This window comes from Sphingomonas insulae, from assembly GCF_010450875.1.
In the GTDB taxonomy this organism is placed as follows: Bacteria; Pseudomonadota; Alphaproteobacteria; order Sphingomonadales; family Sphingomonadaceae; genus Sphingomonas; species Sphingomonas insulae.
Genome location: NZ_CP048422.1, coordinates 2,623,291 through 2,641,205, shown reverse-complemented (window position 1 = coordinate 2,641,205; position 17,915 = coordinate 2,623,291). Strand labels below are relative to the sequence as shown.

Here is a 17,915-nt window from a genome sequence, read left to right as displayed (position 1 = left end):
GAAGGTGGCGGGAGTAAACGACGGCCTGCGCCAATTGTCACCGGTCGAAATCGACCGGATCGGGATTAAAGCATGCCGAACAGCAAAGTGACGTTGAGGCCGATGATGACGGCGGCGATGAGCCACGCGGTCGCGCGCAGCCACATCGGGCTGACGAAGCGACCCATCACCCTGGATTGTCCGGTGAACAATACCAGCGGCACGACCGCAAACGGCAATTGGAGGCTGAGCACGACCTGACTGAGCACCAGCAATTGCGTGGCCCCGCTATCGCCCGAGGCGCCGACGACGATTACCGCGGGTACGATCGCGAGCAGCCGCGTCACCATCCGTCGCAGCCACACCGGCAACCGCAGATTGAGAAAGCCTTCCATGACGATCTGTCCGGCGAGCGTCCCGGTAATGGTGCTGTTCTGCCCCGATGCCAGCAGCGCGACGCCGAACACCACGCTCGCGGCGCCGACACCCATCATCGGCGCGAGCAGGCGATACGCCTCATCGATCTCCGCCACCTCGGTTCTGCCCGCGGTGTGGAAGACCGCAGCGGCGACGATCAGGATCGCGGCGTTGATGAAGAAGGCGAGGCCGAGCGCGATCGTGCTGTCGATCGTCGCCAACTTCGCGGCCTCCGCTTTGCCGGTATCGCTCCGGTCGAACGCGCGGGTCTGGACGATCGAGGAATGCAGGTAGAGGTTGTGCGGCATGACGGTCGCACCGAGGATGCCGATCGCGAGGTACAGCTTGGCGGGGTCGGTAATGATTCCCGGTGTCGGGATCAACCCCGTCAGTACGGCGCCCATGTCGGGCCGGGCATAGAACAGTTCGAAGGCGAAGCAGCCCGCGATGATGATGAGCAGCGCAAGGATGAACGCTTCGATCTTGCGAAAACCGTAGCGTTGCAGCGCGAGGATGAGGAATACGTCGAGCGCGGTGACGATCACCCCCATACCAGCGGTACGCCGAACAGCAGCTTCAGCGCGATCGCTGTGCCGAGCACTTCGGCGAGGTCGCAGGCGATGATCGCGATTTCCGCCAGCACCCATAAGCCGAACGACACCGGCCGGCTGTAATAAGCGCGACAGGCCTGTGCCAGATCGAGGCCCGCTGCGACGCCGAGCCGCGCGGACAGGGCCTGCAGCACGATCGCCATCAGGTTCGACAGCAGGATGACCGACAGCAAGGTATAGCCGAAGGCGGAGCCACCGGCGATGTCGGTCGCCCAATTGCCGGGGTCCATGTAGCCGACCGCGACGAGGAAACCCGGCCCCATGAAGGCCCCGAGGCGCCGCCACCCGGATCCCCCGGTCGGTACCGAAACGCTGCGGTGGCTGCCTATCAGCGAGGCGGGGCGGGAATCGGCGGAAAGGACTGTCGTCGGCGAAGCTGGCGGCATATCCGCACCTGTGGCGGAAGCTTGCTATCGGGGCAAAGGGAAAAGCGCGGATATGATGGGCCGATGCGAGGAGGGGCCGATCAAATCCGTTGCAAACGCATGCCCACCCGATTTCCCAATGACATGGGGGCGATAGGGTCGGGGCAATCGGGGCTAGACCGGTGCGGCATCCACGTCGGGTCCCGCACCGTAATGATGCCAGGTGAAGATCGCCAAGGCGCCGCGGTGCGGGCGCCATGCTTCGGCCAATTGCCGGGTCAGTTTCTCGCTGGGCCGGGTGTCGTGGCCGAGCAGGCGACCGACCTCGATCTGCACTGCCAGATCGCCAGCCGGCCATATGTCGGGCCGTCCCTCGGCAAACAGCAGGTAGATTTCCGCCGACCAGCGGCCGATACCCTTCACGCGCACCAGCTGTGCGATCGCCTCTTCATCGTCGGCGGGCAGAGCCGTCAGGTCGAGCCGGCCGCTCGTCACCTCTTCGGCAAGGCTGCGGGCGTAGCTCGCCTTTTGCCGCGACAGTCCGGCCGCGCGTAATGTCTCGTCGCTGGCCGCCAGGATCGTGTGTGGATCGCCGGGGTCGCCGACCAGCGTTTCCAGCTTGCGATAGACCGCGGCAGCGGACGCGACGCTGACTTGCTGGCCCAGGATCGTGCGCAGCAGGGTCGCATAGCCGCGTTCGCGCAGCCGGGGTGGAGGATAGCCGACGCGCGCCAGACCGGCGGCGAACGCGGGTTCTGCGATGGCAAGCGCATCCATCGCCGCGCGGATCTGTTCTGCGCTCAGTCCCATGCTTGATCCTTGCGGTTCGGCACGGCATGGCCGGCGACAACTTCAGCGGAGAATATCATGCCCAAGCTTATCGTCGTGACGCGCGAGGGGGAAGAACGCGAGATCATGGGCGAGGCCGGACTTTCGGTCATGGAAGTGATCCGCGATGCCGGCATCGATGAGTTGCTGGCCTTGTGCGGGGGCTGCTGCAGCTGTGCCACCTGCCATGTCCATGTCGACCCGCAATTTGCGGACAAACTGCCCGCACTCGGTCCGGACGAGGATGATCTGCTCGATTCGAGCGACCAGCGTAACGCGACGTCGCGTCTGTCATGCCAGCTGCCGATGACCGATGCGCTGGATGGCCTGCGTGTGACGATTGCAGGCGAAGACTAAGGCGGACGTTTCGCTTTCGGTGCCCCCCGGATCATGCGCCGGGGGGTGGCCTCATCCTAACGGGCCGCCACGGCATAGAGGGCGATCGCGGCAGCGTTGGAGACGTTCAGGCTTTCCACCTTGCCGCTGATCGGCAGCTTGGCGAGTTCGTCGCAATGCGCTTCGGTGTTCTGGCGCATGCCTTCGCCCTCTGCGCCCAGCACGATGCAGATGCGCTGGCCACCCATGGCTTGCGCCAGCGTCTGATCGGCATGCCCGGTCAGGCCGATGCGCCAGAAGCCCGCCTCCGCAATGTCTTCCAGCGCGCGCGCCAGATTGACGACCCGACACCATGGCACCGTCTCCAGCGCGCCCGATGCAGAGCGCGCCACCGTGCCGCTCTCCGGCGGGGCATGGCGGTCCTGCGTCACGATGCCGAGCGCATCGAACGCAGCCGCCGACCGCAGGATCGCACCGACGTTGTGCGGATCGGTCACCTGATCCAGCACGACCAGCGGGCGACGATCGTCCTTACCCTCCATCAGCAGGTCGGCGAGCCACATTTCCTCGAGCGGTTCGACTTCGGCTACCAGCCCCTGGTGCGGTGCATCGGACGGCACCAGCCGGCCGAGATCGGGCGCTTCGGCATAGACAACCGGGAGGGTCGAGGGAATGTCGAGCGACGCCAGTGCCTCGCGCGTTCCCCACAATTTGCGGACCACGCGATTGGGATTGTCCAGTGCCGCCGTCACCGGATGGCGGCCCCAGAACTTGGGGCGATTGGCGGTACCCGTCGACGGGCGATGGCCGCGACGCGCCATCAGCGCGATCCGCTGCGAGCGACGGGGAGGATGGTGTAGGTCATCGGCGGTCTGCTAGGCCGCAGCCGTCGATCGTGCAAGTGGACGGTCCCTTGCGCCGTCGACGCGTTTGTCGATGCGGCCATCCCGTGTTTTGTCGATGGAGTGCGTTGACAGCCGCGTTTCGCTTCGCCAATAGGCCGCCTCGCTTCGGCGAACTCGCATCTGGACAGGTGGCCGAGTGGTTAAAGGCAGCAGACTGTAAATCTGCCCGTGCAAGCGTACGCTGGTTCGAATCCAGCCCTGTCCACCACCTTTCCGCAAGACGGCAAGGGCGCAGCGCGAACCTCAATCCGTCCGCACTGATCCTGATCGATGAGGGTGACGATCTGTTGGTCGGTTGGCCGACTCTACAGTCACTTTTTTCGAACCCGCGTCATTACGCCGAGATCAGCCTGGGCGATGACAAGCTTCTTGCACCGGAGCCAAAAGCCGCGGGTCTCCGGAGTGATCGCTGTGATATTCCGGCGCGAATGCGCGGTCTCAGCACGTCGCGATCTGCGTCGCTTCATGAAGCTGATAAAACGGGTGCAATCGCTACGCTCGGTGCCCCCCAAGCAGCCTGAAGAGGTGGGCCAATAGACGGCGGCGGACGTCATGAATGCCGCGCTTGGGCAGCAGCATCGAACGATGGTGGGGTTCGGTATCGCGGAGGGTCGGTTACCCATCATCGCAATCCAAGTCACGCCGGGTGGAGCGGGTAACGGGAATCGAACCCGTGTATTCAGCTTGGAAGGCTGCTGCACTACCATTGTGCTATACCCGCGCACGCCGTGCGTCAGGGCCATTACCGTCACCGGCGAGCGGGTGCAAGGGCATGTTCCGTTCCGCCATATGGTTCACGACTTGCTTACCGGTCATGCGCTAGAGGGTGCGCATGTATCACGACCCTGCGTTCGGCGTGCACGCCGCTGCCGACCCGCGGCCTCGCTCCGCGGTCAGCCATGGCGTCGGGGTGGCCGGACTGACCGGACTGCTCGCGTGGGTGGCGGTCGCTTGTGCGATCGGGATGGACGGCCCCTATGCGGCGCTGGTCGGATTGCTGGCCTGCGGACTGCCGATGGTGGGCTGGTCGCTGCTGGTCGACAAGGTCCATCGCAGCCCGACGACCGGTATCGACTGGAACGCCCGACGCCCGATCGCCGAAACCCGCGACATCAGCCTGACCAAGCTCGTCGGGCTCTACGTCACCTGGGGCGGCATCGCGATCATCTATGGCATCGGGCGTTTCTATTGGGAGGGCAATTTCGCCTTTGCCATGTGGTGTTTCAGCTGGATGACACCGGTCGTCGCGATCGTCGCGATACCCTATGTGCTCTGGCTGGACCGTCACCTGGTGGAGCCGCGCGACGGAGCCTGGCATCTCGGCGCTTGGCTGACGGGGCAGGAGGGTGTGGAGACCGCCGCGATCCAGGGGCATATGCGCAGCTGGGCGGTGAAGGCGTTCTTCCTCGCGTTCATGCTGGCGGTGGTGCCGGGTAATTTCGGCGGTTTCGTGCGCAGCGACCTGTCCGAACTTGGGGATCCGGTGCGGTTGGCGCAATGGCTGGTCGCGCTGATGTTCGTCATCGATGTCGCCTTCGCCACCGTCGGCTATATCCTGACGTTGCGACCGCTGGATGCGCATATCCGCAGCGCCAACCCGTTCGCAGCGGCATGGACGGCGGCGCTGATGTGCTATCCGCCGTTCATCCTGATGGAGGCGGGCGGTCCGCTCGACTATCATCCGGGGACGCAGGAATGGACGGACTGGTTCGCCGGCCATCCGCTGCTGCTCGCGATCTGGGGTGTGGTGCTGGTCGTGCTGACGGCGATCTATGCCTGGGCGACCGTGGCGTTCGGCCTGCGCTTTTCGAACCTGACGCATCGCGGCATCCTGACCCATGGTCCCTATGCCTGGTCGCGGCACCCGGCCTATCTGTCCAAGAACCTGTTCTGGTGGCTGTCGACGCTGCCGATCCTCACCACCGGCAGCATCGTCGATGCGGTCCGCGCGACCGCGCTGATGGGCGTGGTGAGCGGCATCTATTACTGGCGCGCCCGGACCGAAGAGCGTCATCTGGGCCTCGACCCCGCCTATCGCGCCTATAGCGAATGGATCGGCCGGCGCGGGGCGGTGCCGCGCTTCTTTCGCTGGATGGTGGCGCGCTAGGGCGCCTTCGGCATCGCCCTGGCCCATAACGCATCAATCCGCTGCTGGCTGCCGCCGCTTTCACGCAGGCGCAGGTCGACCAGTTCCACCGCACGGCTGCGACCGGCCCGGCCATGGGTCGACCAGACGAGGTCGTAGATCGCCTGCCGCGTCGTCGGCCGGTCGTCGGTGAAATAGGTGTAGCGGATCAGCACCGGCAGCCGCCCGGTGCGATCGTCCTCGCCGCCATCGGTCGCCTTGCGCAGCGCATCGTCGAACCAGTCGAGATCGATCGTCTGGGTCACCGAATCCTGCGGCGACACGCCGAGCGCCGTCGGGAAGGTGACGCGGATGTCGCCCAGCGGATGCGCCTCCTCGCGCACCAGCGCGATCGACCGTTTGTCTTTCGCCACCGTGCCGCGCAACAGGAAGCGGGTCTTGTCACGCGTCGCGCTGGCCTGTTCGACCGCCTTGTCGGCGGCGGCGTCGCGGCGTTCCTGCCAGTTGCTGTAGAGCGTCAGCGCGGCGATGACGACGCCGGCGACCGCCACCACCTCGGCAAGCGTGATCCAGCGCCGCCGCGTCTGCGCCTGATCCGATGTCTCGCTCATCGCCCGCCAGCCTCCAGCAGGCGGCGCGGTGCGGCGAGTTCCCAGCTGCGGGCGATCCGGTCCTCGACCAGCGTCCAGTCGGGATCGCCGGCGAGCGTCAGGGCGACCCAGCCGGACGGCCCGAGATAGGCGGGCATGGAATAGGTATCGGGCGCAGCCTCGATCAGCATCGCCTGTTCGTCGCTGCCGCTGGTGCGCACGCAGACCACGCTCAGCCCGTCGCCGTGATGGTTCTCGCGCACCTGCGCGAACTGCCGGTCCGCGACGAAGAAGGTCGCCTGTCCGTGGCTCGGCCGTTCCTCGACCTCGGGGAGGAGCAGCGCGATCTCGCGGATGCGGGCCAGCGCGGGGGAGGCGGCGGTTTCGGCGGTCATCGGCTGGCGAACTCCTTCAGCACCCGTGGATACAGTCGGTGCTCTGCCTCCAGAACGCGCGCGGCCAGCGTGTCGGGTCCATCGCCCGGCAGCACCGGCACTTCGGCCTGGCCGAGCAGGGCACCCGCGTCGAGTTCCTCGGTGACGACGTGCACCGAACACCCCGCCACCGTATCGCCCGCCGCGATCGCCCGCGCGTGGGTGTCTAGCCCCTTGTACTTGGGCAACAGGGAGGGGTGGATGTTGACGATCCGGTCGCGCCACCGGCCGACGAACGCGTCCGACAGCAGCCGCATATAGCCGGCGAGCGCGACCACTTCGCACCCCGCCTCGCGCAGCGCCGCGTCGACCTGCGCTTCATAGGCGGCCTTGCCGATGCCGCGGGGCGAGAGCGCGATGGTCGCGATCCCGCGGTCCTTCGCCCAGGCGAGGCCCGGCGCATCGGGCCGGTCGGAGGCGACGAGGCCCACCGGAATGCCCGCATCGACCAGCGCCATCATGTTCGATCCGCGGCCCGAGATGAGGATGCCGACGGTCTTCACCGCGGATCAGCCGGCATGCGTCGCGGTCCAGTCACCTCGCGCGCTCCACGTCTCGGTCGGACCGCGGACGGTGCAGCCGCGCACTCCGGCCTCGACATGGCCGATCGTGTGCACCGTCTCGCCCGCCTCGCGCAGCGCCGCGGCGACCGCCTCTGCCTGATCCGCGGCGACGATCACCGCCATGCCGATCCCGCAGTTGAACGTGCGCGCCATTTCTTCGGGTTCGATGGCGCCCTGCGCCTGCAGGAACGCCATCAGCCGCGGCTGTTCCCATGCGTCCGCATCCACCACCGCATGCGCATCGCCCGGCAACACGCGGGGGATGTTTTCGAGCAGGCCGCCGCCGGTGATGTGCGCCAGCCCCTTGATCCGGCCCGCGCGCAGCAGCGGCAGCAGGCTGGCGACATAGATGCGGGTCGGCGCCATCAAGATGTCGATGAGCAGCCGGTCGGCATCGAACAAGGCCGGCCGGTCGAGCCGCCAGCCGCGATCGGCGGCGAGCCGCCGCACGAGCGAAAACCCGTTGGAATGGACGCCCGACGAGGCGAGGCCGAGGATCACGTCGCCGGCACCGATGTCCCGCCCGGTCAGCACCCGGTCGCGTTCGACCGCGCCGACGCAGAAGCCCGCCAGGTCGTAATCGCCGTCCGCATACATGCCCGGCATCTCTGCCGTCTCGCCGCCGATCAGCGCGCAGCCCGCCTGGCGGCACCCTTCCGCGATCGAGGCCACGACGCGTTCGGCGATGGTGTTGTCGAGCCTGGCGGTCGCGTAATAATCCAGGAAGAACAGCGGTTCGGCGCCCTGCACGATCAGGTCGTTGGCGCACATCGCGACAAGGTCGACGCCGACACCGTCGTGCCGGTCCCATTCGATCGCGAGCTTCAGCTTGGTGCCGACGCCGTCGTTGGCCGCCACCAGCAGCGGATCGACGAACCCTGCCGCCTTCAGGTCGAACATGCCGCCGAACCCGCCCAGTTCCGCATCCGCACCGGGCCGCCGCGTCGCCTTGGCGAGGGGGCCGATGGCGCGGACCAGCGCGTTGCCCGCGGCGATCGACACGCCGGCATCGGCATAGGTGTAGGACGGGCTGGCGGATGAGGAGGGCGGGTTGCTCATCCGGCCAGCCTGCTACGATCCCGCGGCGACACTGGCAATGCCGAACCGCGCAGCGGGGGCGGGGATGGCGCCGGGTTGCCGATGCCGGGATGATTCGCGTGCGGAAGTTGCCGAAGTTGACGGTACGTCACCGTCGAAACGCACCCCCGCACGCTCCCGCAGGTGCGGTGGACGGAGCGGGCGGGGGCCGAGGGCATGGCGACGATGTAGGGTGGCGGCGGCGTGTAGGACAGCGGTTATCGCTGCTGTGGCTCGGTGTGGGGGGGCGATCGTGGTGAGCCGCTGGTCCCGGAGGCGATGACGATCGAAGCGTTATTGGTTGGATTGCAGGTATATAGTGGCGGTGGAAGGAGGGTCTGAGCCGTCTCTTCCTATTCGCACGAGCTTCGTGGTGCTGGACCGGCTGTGAACGCTTGATAATGTATGCCAGCGCTTCAACACGCCGCGGAACGGCACCCAGTCTCGTCTGCTCCATGACACTCCCGTCTTGGAACATAGGCAGACTATACTGATCCCGCTAGCAGCTCGGCCCGACCTTTCCGCCCTAGAAGATGAGCAATGTCAGCGCCTTGCCTACCCATGCCGAACTGGTGCGATGGGCCTTGCCATCTTCGAATTCGAGAATACAGTGAGCGGACGCAAATGGTCGCACGCCGCCGTATCCAAGAGGAGACTATATTTGAAAAAGCTTTCATCATTTATGTCATGTGTTGTAGCGATCTTTGCGCTTCAGGGCAGCGCGAATGCACAGGTCGTCAACGTCCCAAATCAAGTTTGCAACGACATGCATCGCTTGTGCAGCTCTGCTGAGCATGGCGGCTACGACTCGTATGAATCTTGTCTTTTCGAACTTGGCCAGAACTGCCCACCCTCAGAACCGGATGGTGGCGGTTCCTGGCGGTGGGATTCCCCATACCCGCCCGGCGACGGGTGCACCGCTCGGTCCCGCCTATGTGACTCACAAGGAGACTGACAATAGACTGCGGCGGAGATACCTCCGCCGCGCCCGCGGTTTTCGGCCACTGGGTGGACCTGTCATACCCGCAGTTTGCGAAACGATACCCATGCCCGCTTACCCCAATCCCGGATATTCCCGGTGCAAAGTCAGGCTTTTTACCGGGCAAGGTAACCGGACGATCGCGAGGCGCCACTTGCCGACCCGGGTGGGGTTCGTCAGGCTGGCTGGATGACCAAGATCCCCTCTTCGATCGCGCTGATGATGCTTTGCGCCACCTCCTCGCTCGGTGCAGCGCCTCCACAGGGTGCTGTCGAGCGTTCGCAGCACCCCGGGGACGCATTGCGCGCTCGCCTTGGCGTGGTGCTGCCTGCGACTGACACCATGATTATTATCCATGGTGTCGCACAGCATCATACGAGAACCGAATGGAGCATCGTCGCCTCGCGAAGCAAAGACGGGCAGTGGACGGTCGAGCGGGCGGGAGAGGAAGGGCCGGGATTGCTGGCGATAGAGCCCCATCCGCTTTCCGCATCGAAAACGATACTGACCCCGGATAAGGGAAAAGCGCTCGATCGTTTGCTGGGCGACCGTCAGGCCTATCTCGAGAAGGTTAGCGGCGGCGATCTGTCGATAGGAGGTTACGCTTCGACGATGGAGATCGTCACGTCCGGGCGAACCCGACGGGTCGATTGGACCGGTCGGCTCGTCGGCAAGCTGGGACAGATCGTCGATCTTGTGACCAGTCCGGGTTAAGGCCGGGCATCCACTGGTGCAAAAGGCTGATGTGTTGGGCGCCCATTTGATGGCAGCTTTCCGGGCTGGAGAGCCGAAAGCGGCCGAGCCGCTATTGCCGCGTCGGACATTCCGCTGACGTCCGAACATGCGCGTTCAGCGACCTTCTGTCTGCGCCTTGAACTGGACGGTCTGGAAGCCGCTCGACTGCGCGAGGTAAATCGCGCCGCCGATGCATTTGTATGGCGTCTGTGCGGGTCCGGAGATTGACAGCGCGCGCCAGTGCTTCCGGAGCTTTCGCAGGGCCGCCACCATGCTTTCCTGATCGGCAGGAAGACTAAACGTCTGATGGACGAAGCTGATCTGACATGTCGATTGCGCGGCCATGTAAACCGTTGCTGGCAGCGTCTCGTCAGGATCGCGCATGGCGGCCGCCAAGCCCGGTGACCCGATCACGCCAGACGCTGCGACCAAGCCGAACAGCGCTGTCCTGCGTTTCTTTACCATTGCGCATCGTTACGGCTATTATGCGGCGCCAACAACTGCAGCTATGCCTTGGCGAGGGCTGAAAGCAGTTCGTCCGCATATACTTCAGCAAGACGGTTATTCGTTAGGGCGCGAGGGCTAGCCGCCGCTGGCGGGCGAGGTACGCCTGCACCTCCGGCACCCGCCCTCACGATGCCGGGCGCGCGTTGCCACACATGCCGCTTGGTTTTCCCCGTCCGCTTCGCCAAAAGGCGCACACGATGCGCAACCGTATTCTGTTTTCGTCGCTGGCCAGTGCCGCATTGCTGCTCGGCGCGGGTGCGCTTGCCCAGATCGAGGGGGGGCGCGGCGTCGCGCCGGTCGACAGTTCGGGCGATTTCGAGGTCAGCGGCGTCGGTGTCGATGTCGCGGCCAAGACGGCGGAGGCCGCGCGGCTGGGTGGCTGGCGACTGGCCCAGCGCAAGGCGTGGGTGCAATTGTCGCGCCGGCTGGGCGGCGGCGGCGGGCTGGTGTCCGACGGCACGCTCGACCAGCTCGTATCGGGCATCGTCGTCGAACACGAACAGATCGGCCCGACGCGCTATATCGCCCGGCTGGGCGTGCTGTTCGACCGCGGTCGCGCCGCATCGGTGCTGGGGATCAGCGCCTATTCCGACCGGTCGCGCCCGATGCTGCTCGTGCCGTTGCAGGTGTCGGGCGGGGTGGAGACCGTGTTCGAACAGCGCAACGACTGGCAGGAGGCGTGGGCACGCTTTCGCACCGGCAACAGCGCGATCGATTATGTCCGCCCGTCCGGTACCGGCGCCGATTCGCTGCTGCTGAATGCCGGCCAGATCGCGCGGCCCGGTCGGGGGTGGTGGCGCACGATCATCGACCAATATGGTGCGGCCGACATCCTCATCCCGGTGGTGCGCCTGTACCGCAGCTATCCGGGCGGGCCGATCATCGGCGTGTTCCAGGCGCGCCATGGTCCCGACAACGACCTGATCGGCAGCTTTACCCTGCGGGTCGGCAGCGCGGCGGGCCTGCCGCAGCTGCTCGATACCGGCGTCGCGCGGATGGACGGGCTGTTCCAGCAGGCGCTGCGCGGGGGTGCGCTGGGCCTCGATCCGACGCTGTCGCCGCCGCCCGAGCCCGAACCGTTGATCGATCCCGATGCCAACGACGATGCGGCGAGCGGCGAGACGCTGGCCGAGATCGTCGGCGACACCGCGCCCGCCAATGCGGGGATCGCCGTCACCGTGCAGTTCGACACGCCGAGCGCCAGTGCCGTCGCCAATACCGAAGGGCTGGTGCGCGGCATCGCGGGCGTGCGCGCGGCGACCACCACCAGCCTGGCGCTGGGCGGATTGTCGCTGATGCGCGTCACCTACGATGGCGATCCCGATGCCCTGCGGGCGGCGCTGGAGGTGCGGGGCTATCAGGTCACCGGTTCGGGCCAGACGCTGCGCATCCGCCGCGCGCCGCAGCTGCTGCCGCCCAACCTGCCGACCGACGATCGGCCGGCGGGGTAGGGCGGTGACCAATCAGCTCGCACTCCCGCTGGGATGGCCGGCCGACCCCAAGGACGATGCCTTCCTCATCACCAATTCCAACCTGCGGGCGGCGCAGACGCTGGAACATTGGGCGACGTGGCCGGTGATGGCCGCGGTGCTGACCGGTCCGCGCAAATCGGGGCGCAGCCTGCTGGCGCGCGTGTTCGCCGCCAAGAGCAACGGCAGCATCATCGACGATGCGGAAACCGTGCCGGAAGCGCATATCTTCCACGCCTGGAACCAGGCGCAGGCGGAGCGGCGGCCGCTCGTCATCGTCGCCGATTCGCTGCCGCCGACCTGGGCGGTGCGGTTGCCCGACCTTCGCTCGCGCCTTGCCGCCAGCCCGCATGCGGCGATCGGCGTGCCGGACGACGAACTGATCGCGGCGCTGCTGGCGCACCTGTTCCACCGCCGCGGCCTCGATGCGCGGCCCGACCTGGTCAGCTGGCTCAGCACCCGCATCGAACGCAGCCATATCGTCATCCAGCGGGTGGTCGATGCGCTGGACCAGGAGGTGCTGGAAAGCCGCAAGCGCCTGTCGATCGCGCTCGCCAGAAGTGTTTTGACCGCGGCAGGGATCGTCACGCAACCGCAACCGTTGCTGCCTATGACCTGATTATGACACGCCCAGCCCATCTTTCGCATTTGTCCGCCGCCGACGACGATCCCTTCGTCCCCGAGGTCAACGACCGGTATTTCAATCGCGAACTGTCGTGGCTGGCCTTCAATCGCCGCGTGCTGGAAGAGGCGTGCAATCCGGCGCATCCGCTGCTCGAACGGCTGCGCTTCCTGTCGATTTCCGGCAACAATCTCGACGAGTTCTTCATGGTCCGCGTCGCCGGCCTGAAGGGCCAGCAGATGAAGGACGTGGACCGCCGATCCTCTGACGGATTGACGCCGGGGCAACAACTTGCGGCGATCACGACCGAGGCCGACGCGCTGATGGCGAGCCAGCAGGCGGTGTGGGGCGACCTGCGCACGCTGCTCGACGAGGCCGGCCTCCACGTCCTGCGCCGCGACGAGGTGGATGCCGAGGCGGCGGAATGGCTGGAGACGCATTTCCGCGAACAGATCTTTCCGATCCTGACCCCGCAGGCGCTCGACCCGGCGCATCCGTTTCCGTTCATCCCCAACAAGGGGCTGTCGGTGATGTTCGATGTCGTTCGCGATTCGGATGGCGAGCCGGTGCGCGAGCTGGTGATGATCCCGGCGAGTGCGCCGCGATTCGTGCGCCTGCCCGGCGATCCGGCGCGCTATGTGTCGATCGAGGCGCTGCTGAAGCGTTTCGCGCCGGTCCTGTTCCCCGGCTATACGCTGGTCGGCGCCGCGGCGTTCCGGGTGCTGCGCGACAGCGACATCGAGATCGACGAGGAGGCCGAGGACCTCGTCCGCTATTTCGCCAATGCGATCAAGCGGCGGCGGCGCGGGCGCGTCATCCGGCTGGAGCTGGAAACGGGCATGCCCGATGCGCTGGCGCAGGTGCTGCGCGACGAACTGGGCGGCGCCGACGCGACGATCACCGAAAGCGGCAACCTGCTGAGCATCGGCGACCTCGATGCCGTGATCGACGAGGATCGCCCCGACCTCAAGTTCCTGCCCTTCGTCCCCCGCTTTCCCGAACGCATCCGTGAATTCGGCGGCGACTGTTTCGCGGCGATCCGCGCCAAGGACATCGTCGTCCATCATCCCTATGAGACGTTCGACGTCGTCCTCGCCTTCCTCAAGCAGGCGGCGCAGGATCCGGACGTCATCGCGATCAAGCAGACGCTGTATCGCGCCGGCAAGCAGCCCGCGGTCATCAACGCGCTGATCGCCGCGGCGGAGGCGGGCAAGTCGGTGACCGCGGTCGTCGAACTGCGCGCCCGCTTCGATGAGGAGCAGAACATCCTGTGGGCCAGCGCGCTGGAACGCGCCGGGGTGCAGGTCGTCTACGGCTTCCTCGAATGGAAGACGCACGCCAAGGTGTCGATGGTGGTCCGCCGCGAGGGCGGGCAATTCCGGACCTATTGTCACTTCGGCACGGGCAATTATCACCCCGTGACCGCCCGCATCTATACCGACCTGTCGTTCTTCACCGCCGACCCGCGCATGGGGCGCGACGCGGCGCAGATGTTCAACTACGTCACCGGCTACGTCGAGCCGACCGACATCACCAAGCTTAGCCTGTCGCCGCGCGACCTGCGCCGCAAGCTGCTCGACCTGATCGACGTGGAGATCGCCAATGCCCGTGCCGGCAAGGAAGCGGCGGTATGGGCGAAGATGAACAGCCTGGTCGATCCGGCGATCATCGACAAATTGTACGAGGCGAGCGGCGCGGGCGTCGCCATCGAACTCATCATCCGCGGTATCTGCTGCCTGCGGCCGGGCGTCCCCGGCATGTCCGAGAACATCCGGGTAAAATCGATCATCGGCCGGTTCCTGGAACACAGCCGCATCTTCTGCTTCGGCAACGGCGCGGCGTTGCCCAACGACGGTGCGCGCGTATTCATCTCGTCGGCCGACTGGATGCCGCGCAATTTCGACCGGCGCGTCGAATACATGCTGCCGATCGAAAATCCGACCGTGCACGACCAGGTGCTCGACCAGGTCATGGTCGCCAATTTGATCGATAGCGAACAGAGCTGGGAGCTGGAGGCGGACGGCCGTTACGTGCGCGAGGTGCCGGGGGACAAGCCGTTCAACCTGCACCGCTATTTCATGATCAATCCATCGCTGTCGGGCCGCGGCACGGCGCTGGCCGAAAGCGATGCGGTCCCGACGCTGGCCTTGCGACGGCGGCGATAGCGGGTTGTTGCGCCCGGTCGAACCCGCCACAAGCCGGCAGATGGTTCTCCCTATTGTTCCTCGCCGTCCCCGCCACCCCGGTGCCGTTCCGCCGCGAGGCGTGATCGCGGGACGGCGGCGATGAGCGGCGGCTATCCCCGCACCGGCATCATCGACATCGGCTCCAATTCGGTGCGGCTGGTCGTCTATCAGGGTCATCCGCGCGTACCGGCGACCCTGTTCAACGAAAAGGTCATGGCAGGCCTTGGTCGCAGCCTTGCCGCGACGGGTGCGATCGACGCCGAAAGCCTCAGGCTCGCGGTCGGTGCACTACGCCGTTTCGCCGCCGTTGCGCGCGAGATGGACGCGCGCCTGCGCACCGTCGCCACCGCCGCGGTCCGCGATGCCAGCAACGGCCAGCGGCTGATCGAGGCGGCCAGCGACCTGGGCCTCACGGTCGAATTGCTGTCCGGTGAGCAGGAGGCGACCGCATCCGGCATGGGCGTCCTCTCCGCCATCCCCGATGCGGACGGGATCGTCGGCGATCTGGGCGGCGGCAGCCTCGAACTGGTCCGCGTCGTCGCGGGCACCGTCACCGATCGCGTGTCCTTTCCGCTCGGCGTGCTGCGCATCGCAGGCTTGCGGCAGGGGCGCGGCCCCGGATTCGACCGTCACGTCACCCGCCTGATCCGCGAGGCGGGCTGGACGGGACGGGGCAGGGGCCTGCCGCTCTACATGGTCGGCGGATCGTGGCGCGCGCTCGCGCGGCTGGACATGAGCCTGACGCATTATCCGCTGCCGATCATCCACGGCTATGCGCTGGCGCCGGAAACGATCGGGCGGCTGGGGCGCAGCATCGCGCATCTGTCGAAGCCGCGGCTGCGCGCGGTGCCTGGCATGTCATCGGTCCGCGCCGGCCAGCTCGGCGATGCAACCGCCCTGCTCGCCGTCGTGATGCGCGAACTCGGCACGGGCAGCGCGATCGCATCCAGTTCGGGCCTGCGCGAGGGGCTGCTGTACGCCGCACTCGATGCACCGACGCGCGCGCTCGATCCCCTGATCGTCGCGACCGGCGAGGAGGGGCGGCTGCTCGGCCGCTTCCCCGAACACGGTGACCTGCTCGCCGACTGGATCGCGCCGCTGTTCGCCGACGACGATCCGCAACTCGTCCGCATCCGCCACGCGGCCTGCCTGCTTGCCGACACCGGTTGGCGTGCCAATCCGGAATTCCGCGACGAACGCGGTTTCGAGATTGCGCTGCATGGCAATTGGGTCGCGATCGACATCGCCGGACGTGCGATGCTGGCGCAGGCGCTCCATACCAGCCTTGGCGGCAGCATCGTGCCCCATCCGGTCCTCACCGGCCTCGCCAACGCCGGCCAGATCGCACTGGCGATCCAGTGGGGCCTCGCGATCCGCCTCGGCCAGCGCTTCAGCGGCGGCCTTGCGGGACCATTGCAGCGGGCAAGGCTGGCGCTGCGGCCCGGTCTCGTGGCGCTGGCCCTTTCGGACACCGATCGTGCGCTATACGCCGAGACGGTCGAGCGTCGCCATGCGGCGCTCGCGACCGCCCTCAGGCGAAAGGCGGTCGTGGAGGCTGCCGCATAGGGATGGTTCGCGCAAAGACGGGAGAGCGCGACACCACCGGGGGCCAGCGCGCGATGCGCTTTTGAACGGCTGGCCCGTTACATGCCCGGCACCGGAAGGCGCCAGGCAGGCCGATATTTCGTCTTTGTCCCGTATTCGCTACGTCGCGCGAACAATCGACGTTACCCGCAGCGCAGGCCGTCGATCAGGCCGCCATCGTCCAGCAGGATGTTGAGCCGGTCCGCCCGGAAATCCATCGTTGCGGCATCGCCCGGGCGCAGCACGCGCGACATCGCCGCGTTCGTCGCCTGCTCGATCTCGGGCCGCATCCGTGCCCGGAACTTGACGCCGGCGAATCGCATCTTCACGCGGCCGTCGACGACGCATGGCCCGCGTGGCGCCGCCGGCGGCTCCATCGTCGTGCACCCCTGTACGAGACCTGCTGCGACCAACAGCGGTAACCCCATGACCAACGTCCGCATCACGCCACCTCTTCCGTTCGCGTCATCTTGAGCTTGCCGCCGTTGACGGCGAAGCCCAGCCGTCCCTCGACCAGGTCCAGCGCATCCCGGCCGAACTGATCGAAACGCCAGCCCTCCAGCATCGGCAGGCCGGTGCGGACACCTGCGGCCAGCGCCTCCAGCTCTTCGGACCGCGCCAGCAGGCGCGATGCCACGTCGATGTCGCGCGCCCGGATCTTGAGCAGCAGCTTCAGCAGGTCGGCGACCAGGGCGCCATCCTTGCCGAGGCCGGGCTTGCGATCGTCGCGCGGCGGCAGTTCGTCGCTCGACAGCGGCGCGGCATTCTCAAGCGCATCCATCAGCCGACCGCCGATGTCGTTCGATGCCCAGGTCGCCGACAGGCCGCGGACCTTGGCGAGGTCGGCCTGCTTGCGCGGCGGGTGGCCGGCGAGGTCGCCCAGCGTCTCGTCCTTGACGATGCGCCCGCGCGGCAGGTCCTTGCCCTGCGCCTCCAACTCGCGCCACCGAGCCAGCGCCTTCAGCCGGCCGAGCACGTCGGGCTTGCGGCCCGAGATGCGGACCCGCTTCCACGCCTGGTCGGGATCGTTCGCGTAATTGGCGGGATCGGCGAGCCGCTCCATTTCCTGGTCCAGCCACACGCCGCGCCCGGTCTTGCGCAGCCGTTCCAGCATCATCGGAAAGATCTTGGCCAGATGGGTGACGTCGCCGATCGCATATTCGATCTGGCGCGCGTCCAGCGGCCGCCGTGCCCAGTCGGTGAACCGCGCGCCCTTGTCGACGACGATGCCCAGCCAGCTGTCGACCAGATTGGAATAGCCGATCTGTTCGCCTTGCCCCAGCGCCATCGCCGCCACCTGCGTGTCGAACAGCGGATGCGGGGTCTTGCCGGTCAGGTTGTAGATGATCTCGATATCCTGCCCGCCGGCGTGGACGACCTTCAGCACATCCTGGTTGTCGGTCAGCAGCTGCAGCAACGGCGTCATGTCGAGTCCCGGCGCCATCGGATCGATCGCCGCCGCTTCGTTCGCGTCGGCGATCTGGATCAGGCAGAGTTCGGGGTAATAGGTGCTCTCGCGCATGAATTCCGTGTCGACGGTGATGAAGTCGGCATCGGCGAGGCGGGCACACAGATTGGCGAGCGTGGCGCTGTCTGTAATCAACGGGTGGATATGCATCGCCTGTCCATAGCCACAGCCGCG

General features: G+C 66.7%; 16 protein-coding genes, 2 tRNA genes and 1 pseudogene. 8 read left to right on the top strand and 11 right to left on the bottom strand.

Annotated elements, in window-relative coordinates; all coding sequences use genetic code 11:
* Positions 1 to 65 precede the first annotated feature (65 nt).
* Positions 66 to 1,393 (bottom strand): annotated as a pseudogene (locus tag GTH33_RS14245) (Nramp family divalent metal transporter).
* A 153-nt stretch (positions 1,394 to 1,546) separates the two neighbouring features.
* A complete protein-coding gene (locus GTH33_RS14240; RefSeq protein ID WP_163958956.1) occupies positions 1,547 to 2,182 on the bottom strand; it encodes a DNA-3-methyladenine glycosylase family protein in 636 nt (211 codons plus the stop codon).
* A 57-nt stretch (positions 2,183 to 2,239) separates the two neighbouring features.
* On the opposite strand from GTH33_RS14240, the gene GTH33_RS14235 reads away from it, so the two are divergent.
* Positions 2,240 to 2,557, top strand: a complete 318-nt coding sequence (locus GTH33_RS14235) for a 2Fe-2S iron-sulfur cluster-binding protein (protein WP_163958955.1) — start codon at positions 2,240 to 2,242, stop codon at positions 2,555 to 2,557.
* A 56-nt stretch (positions 2,558 to 2,613) separates the two neighbouring features.
* Here the strand turns inward: GTH33_RS14235 and rlmB are convergent, their stop codons facing one another.
* Positions 2,614 to 3,357, bottom strand: a complete 744-nt coding sequence (gene rlmB, locus GTH33_RS14230) for a 23S rRNA (guanosine(2251)-2'-O)-methyltransferase RlmB (RefSeq protein WP_163958954.1) — start codon at positions 3,355 to 3,357, stop codon at positions 2,614 to 2,616.
* A gap of 206 nt (positions 3,358 to 3,563) precedes the next feature.
* Between rlmB and GTH33_RS14225 the strand changes: the two genes are divergently transcribed.
* Positions 3,564 to 3,649 (top strand) — tRNA-Tyr (locus GTH33_RS14225).
* Between the two features lie 439 nt (positions 3,650 to 4,088).
* On the opposite strand, the gene GTH33_RS14220 is transcribed toward GTH33_RS14225, so the two are convergent.
* Positions 4,089 to 4,162 (bottom strand) — tRNA-Gly (locus tag GTH33_RS14220).
* A 111-nt stretch (positions 4,163 to 4,273) separates the two neighbouring features.
* On the opposite strand from GTH33_RS14220, the gene GTH33_RS14215 reads away from it, so the two are divergent.
* Positions 4,274 to 5,548: a methyltransferase family protein gene (locus GTH33_RS14215; protein WP_208403974.1), complete on the top strand. Its 1,275-nt coding sequence runs from the start codon at positions 4,274 to 4,276 to the stop codon at positions 5,546 to 5,548.
* Here GTH33_RS14215 and GTH33_RS14210 read toward each other — a convergent pair.
* Genes GTH33_RS14210 through purM form a run of 4 tightly spaced genes read right to left on the bottom strand, consistent with a single transcriptional unit; the run spans position 5,545 to position 8,173 of the window.
* Positions 5,545 to 6,138 (bottom strand): hypothetical protein, encoded by a 594-nt coding sequence (locus GTH33_RS14210; RefSeq protein ID WP_163958953.1) that lies wholly within the window; start codon positions 6,136 to 6,138, stop codon positions 5,545 to 5,547. The two genes, GTH33_RS14215 and GTH33_RS14210, sit on opposite strands and share 4 nt — an antisense overlap.
* On the bottom strand, positions 6,135 to 6,512 hold the full coding sequence (locus GTH33_RS14205) for an MmcQ/YjbR family DNA-binding protein (protein WP_163958952.1): 378 nt from the start codon (positions 6,510 to 6,512) through the stop codon (positions 6,135 to 6,137). The genes GTH33_RS14210 and GTH33_RS14205 overlap by 4 nt, the downstream gene beginning before the upstream one ends.
* Positions 6,509 to 7,012 carry a phosphoribosylglycinamide formyltransferase gene (gene purN / locus GTH33_RS14200; protein WP_166753117.1) on the bottom strand — a complete coding sequence of 168 codons (504 nt, stop codon included), beginning with the start codon at positions 7,010 to 7,012 and terminating at the stop codon, positions 6,509 to 6,511. Before purN ends, GTH33_RS14205 begins: the two co-directional genes overlap by 4 nt.
* A gap of 48 nt (positions 7,013 to 7,060) precedes the next feature.
* Complete coding sequence (gene purM / locus GTH33_RS14195) at positions 7,061 to 8,173, bottom strand: phosphoribosylformylglycinamidine cyclo-ligase (RefSeq protein ID WP_163958950.1); 1,113 nt, start codon at positions 8,171 to 8,173, stop codon at positions 7,061 to 7,063.
* Between the two features lie 1,186 nt (positions 8,174 to 9,359).
* Here purM and GTH33_RS14190 point away from each other — a divergent pair.
* On the top strand, positions 9,360 to 9,884 hold the full coding sequence (locus tag GTH33_RS14190; RefSeq protein WP_163958949.1) for a hypothetical protein: 525 nt from the start codon (positions 9,360 to 9,362) through the stop codon (positions 9,882 to 9,884).
* Positions 9,885 to 10,019: 135 nt separating this feature from the next.
* Here GTH33_RS14190 and GTH33_RS14185 read toward each other — a convergent pair whose 3' ends face one another.
* On the bottom strand, positions 10,020 to 10,370 hold the full coding sequence (locus GTH33_RS14185; protein WP_163958948.1) for a hypothetical protein: 351 nt from the start codon (positions 10,368 to 10,370) through the stop codon (positions 10,020 to 10,022).
* 239 nt (positions 10,371 to 10,609) lie between these two features.
* Between GTH33_RS14185 and GTH33_RS14180 the strand changes: the two genes are divergently transcribed.
* From GTH33_RS14180 to GTH33_RS14165, 4 genes are all read left to right on the top strand, one after another.
* On the top strand, positions 10,610 to 11,863 hold the full coding sequence (locus GTH33_RS14180; protein WP_163958947.1) for a heavy-metal-associated domain-containing protein: 1,254 nt from the start codon (positions 10,610 to 10,612) through the stop codon (positions 11,861 to 11,863).
* Between the two features lie 4 nt (positions 11,864 to 11,867).
* Complete coding sequence (locus tag GTH33_RS14175; protein ID WP_163958946.1) at positions 11,868 to 12,500, top strand: P-loop NTPase family protein; 633 nt, start codon at positions 11,868 to 11,870, stop codon at positions 12,498 to 12,500.
* A gap of 2 nt (positions 12,501 to 12,502) precedes the next feature.
* On the top strand, positions 12,503 to 14,668 hold the full coding sequence (locus tag GTH33_RS14170; RefSeq protein ID WP_163958945.1) for an RNA degradosome polyphosphate kinase: 2,166 nt from the start codon (positions 12,503 to 12,505) through the stop codon (positions 14,666 to 14,668).
* A 120-nt stretch (positions 14,669 to 14,788) separates the two neighbouring features.
* Positions 14,789 to 16,255, top strand: coding sequence for a Ppx/GppA family phosphatase (locus GTH33_RS14165; protein ID WP_163958944.1), 1,467 nt, complete (start codon positions 14,789 to 14,791; stop codon positions 16,253 to 16,255).
* A gap of 161 nt (positions 16,256 to 16,416) precedes the next feature.
* On the opposite strand, the gene GTH33_RS14160 is transcribed toward GTH33_RS14165, so the two are convergent.
* Positions 16,417 to 16,701, bottom strand: a complete 285-nt coding sequence (locus tag GTH33_RS14160) for an I78 family peptidase inhibitor (protein ID WP_243848223.1) — start codon at positions 16,699 to 16,701, stop codon at positions 16,417 to 16,419.
* A gap of 14 nt (positions 16,702 to 16,715) precedes the next feature.
* Entirely contained in the window at positions 16,716 to 17,891 is a 1,176-nt protein-coding gene (gene rnd, locus GTH33_RS14155; protein ID WP_163958942.1) for a ribonuclease D, read from the bottom strand.
* Positions 17,892 to 17,915 lie beyond the last annotated feature (24 nt).

Coding starts and splice junctions, on each gene's coding strand:
- GTH33_RS14165 (WP_163958944.1), top strand. CDS start 14,789: ATGAGCGGCGGCTATCCCCGCACCGGCATCATCGACATCGGCTCCAAT.
- GTH33_RS14215 (WP_208403974.1), top strand. CDS start 4,274: ATGTATCACGACCCTGCGTTCGGCGTGCACGCCGCTGCCGACCCGCGG.
- GTH33_RS14235 (WP_163958955.1), top strand. CDS start 2,240: ATGCCCAAGCTTATCGTCGTGACGCGCGAGGGGGAAGAACGCGAGATC.
- GTH33_RS14170 (WP_163958945.1), top strand. CDS start 12,503: ATGACACGCCCAGCCCATCTTTCGCATTTGTCCGCCGCCGACGACGAT.
- rlmB (WP_163958954.1), bottom strand. CDS start 3,357: ATGGCGCGTCGCGGCCATCGCCCGTCGACGGGTACCGCCAATCGCCCC.
- GTH33_RS14185 (WP_163958948.1), bottom strand. CDS start 10,370: ATGGTAAAGAAACGCAGGACAGCGCTGTTCGGCTTGGTCGCAGCGTCT.
- purM (WP_163958950.1), bottom strand. CDS start 8,173: ATGAGCAACCCGCCCTCCTCATCCGCCAGCCCGTCCTACACCTATGCC.
- GTH33_RS14180 (WP_163958947.1), top strand. CDS start 10,610: ATGCGCAACCGTATTCTGTTTTCGTCGCTGGCCAGTGCCGCATTGCTG.
- rnd (WP_163958942.1), bottom strand. CDS start 17,891: ATGCATATCCACCCGTTGATTACAGACAGCGCCACGCTCGCCAATCTG.
- GTH33_RS14190 (WP_163958949.1), top strand. CDS start 9,360: ATGACCAAGATCCCCTCTTCGATCGCGCTGATGATGCTTTGCGCCACC.
- GTH33_RS14210 (WP_163958953.1), bottom strand. CDS start 6,138: ATGAGCGAGACATCGGATCAGGCGCAGACGCGGCGGCGCTGGATCACG.
- purN (WP_166753117.1), bottom strand. CDS start 7,012: ATGATGGCGCTGGTCGATGCGGGCATTCCGGTGGGCCTCGTCGCCTCC.
- GTH33_RS14160 (WP_243848223.1), bottom strand. CDS start 16,701: ATGGGGTTACCGCTGTTGGTCGCAGCAGGTCTCGTACAGGGGTGCACG.
- GTH33_RS14240 (WP_163958956.1), bottom strand. CDS start 2,182: ATGGGACTGAGCGCAGAACAGATCCGCGCGGCGATGGATGCGCTTGCC.
- GTH33_RS14205 (WP_163958952.1), bottom strand. CDS start 6,512: ATGACCGCCGAAACCGCCGCCTCCCCCGCGCTGGCCCGCATCCGCGAG.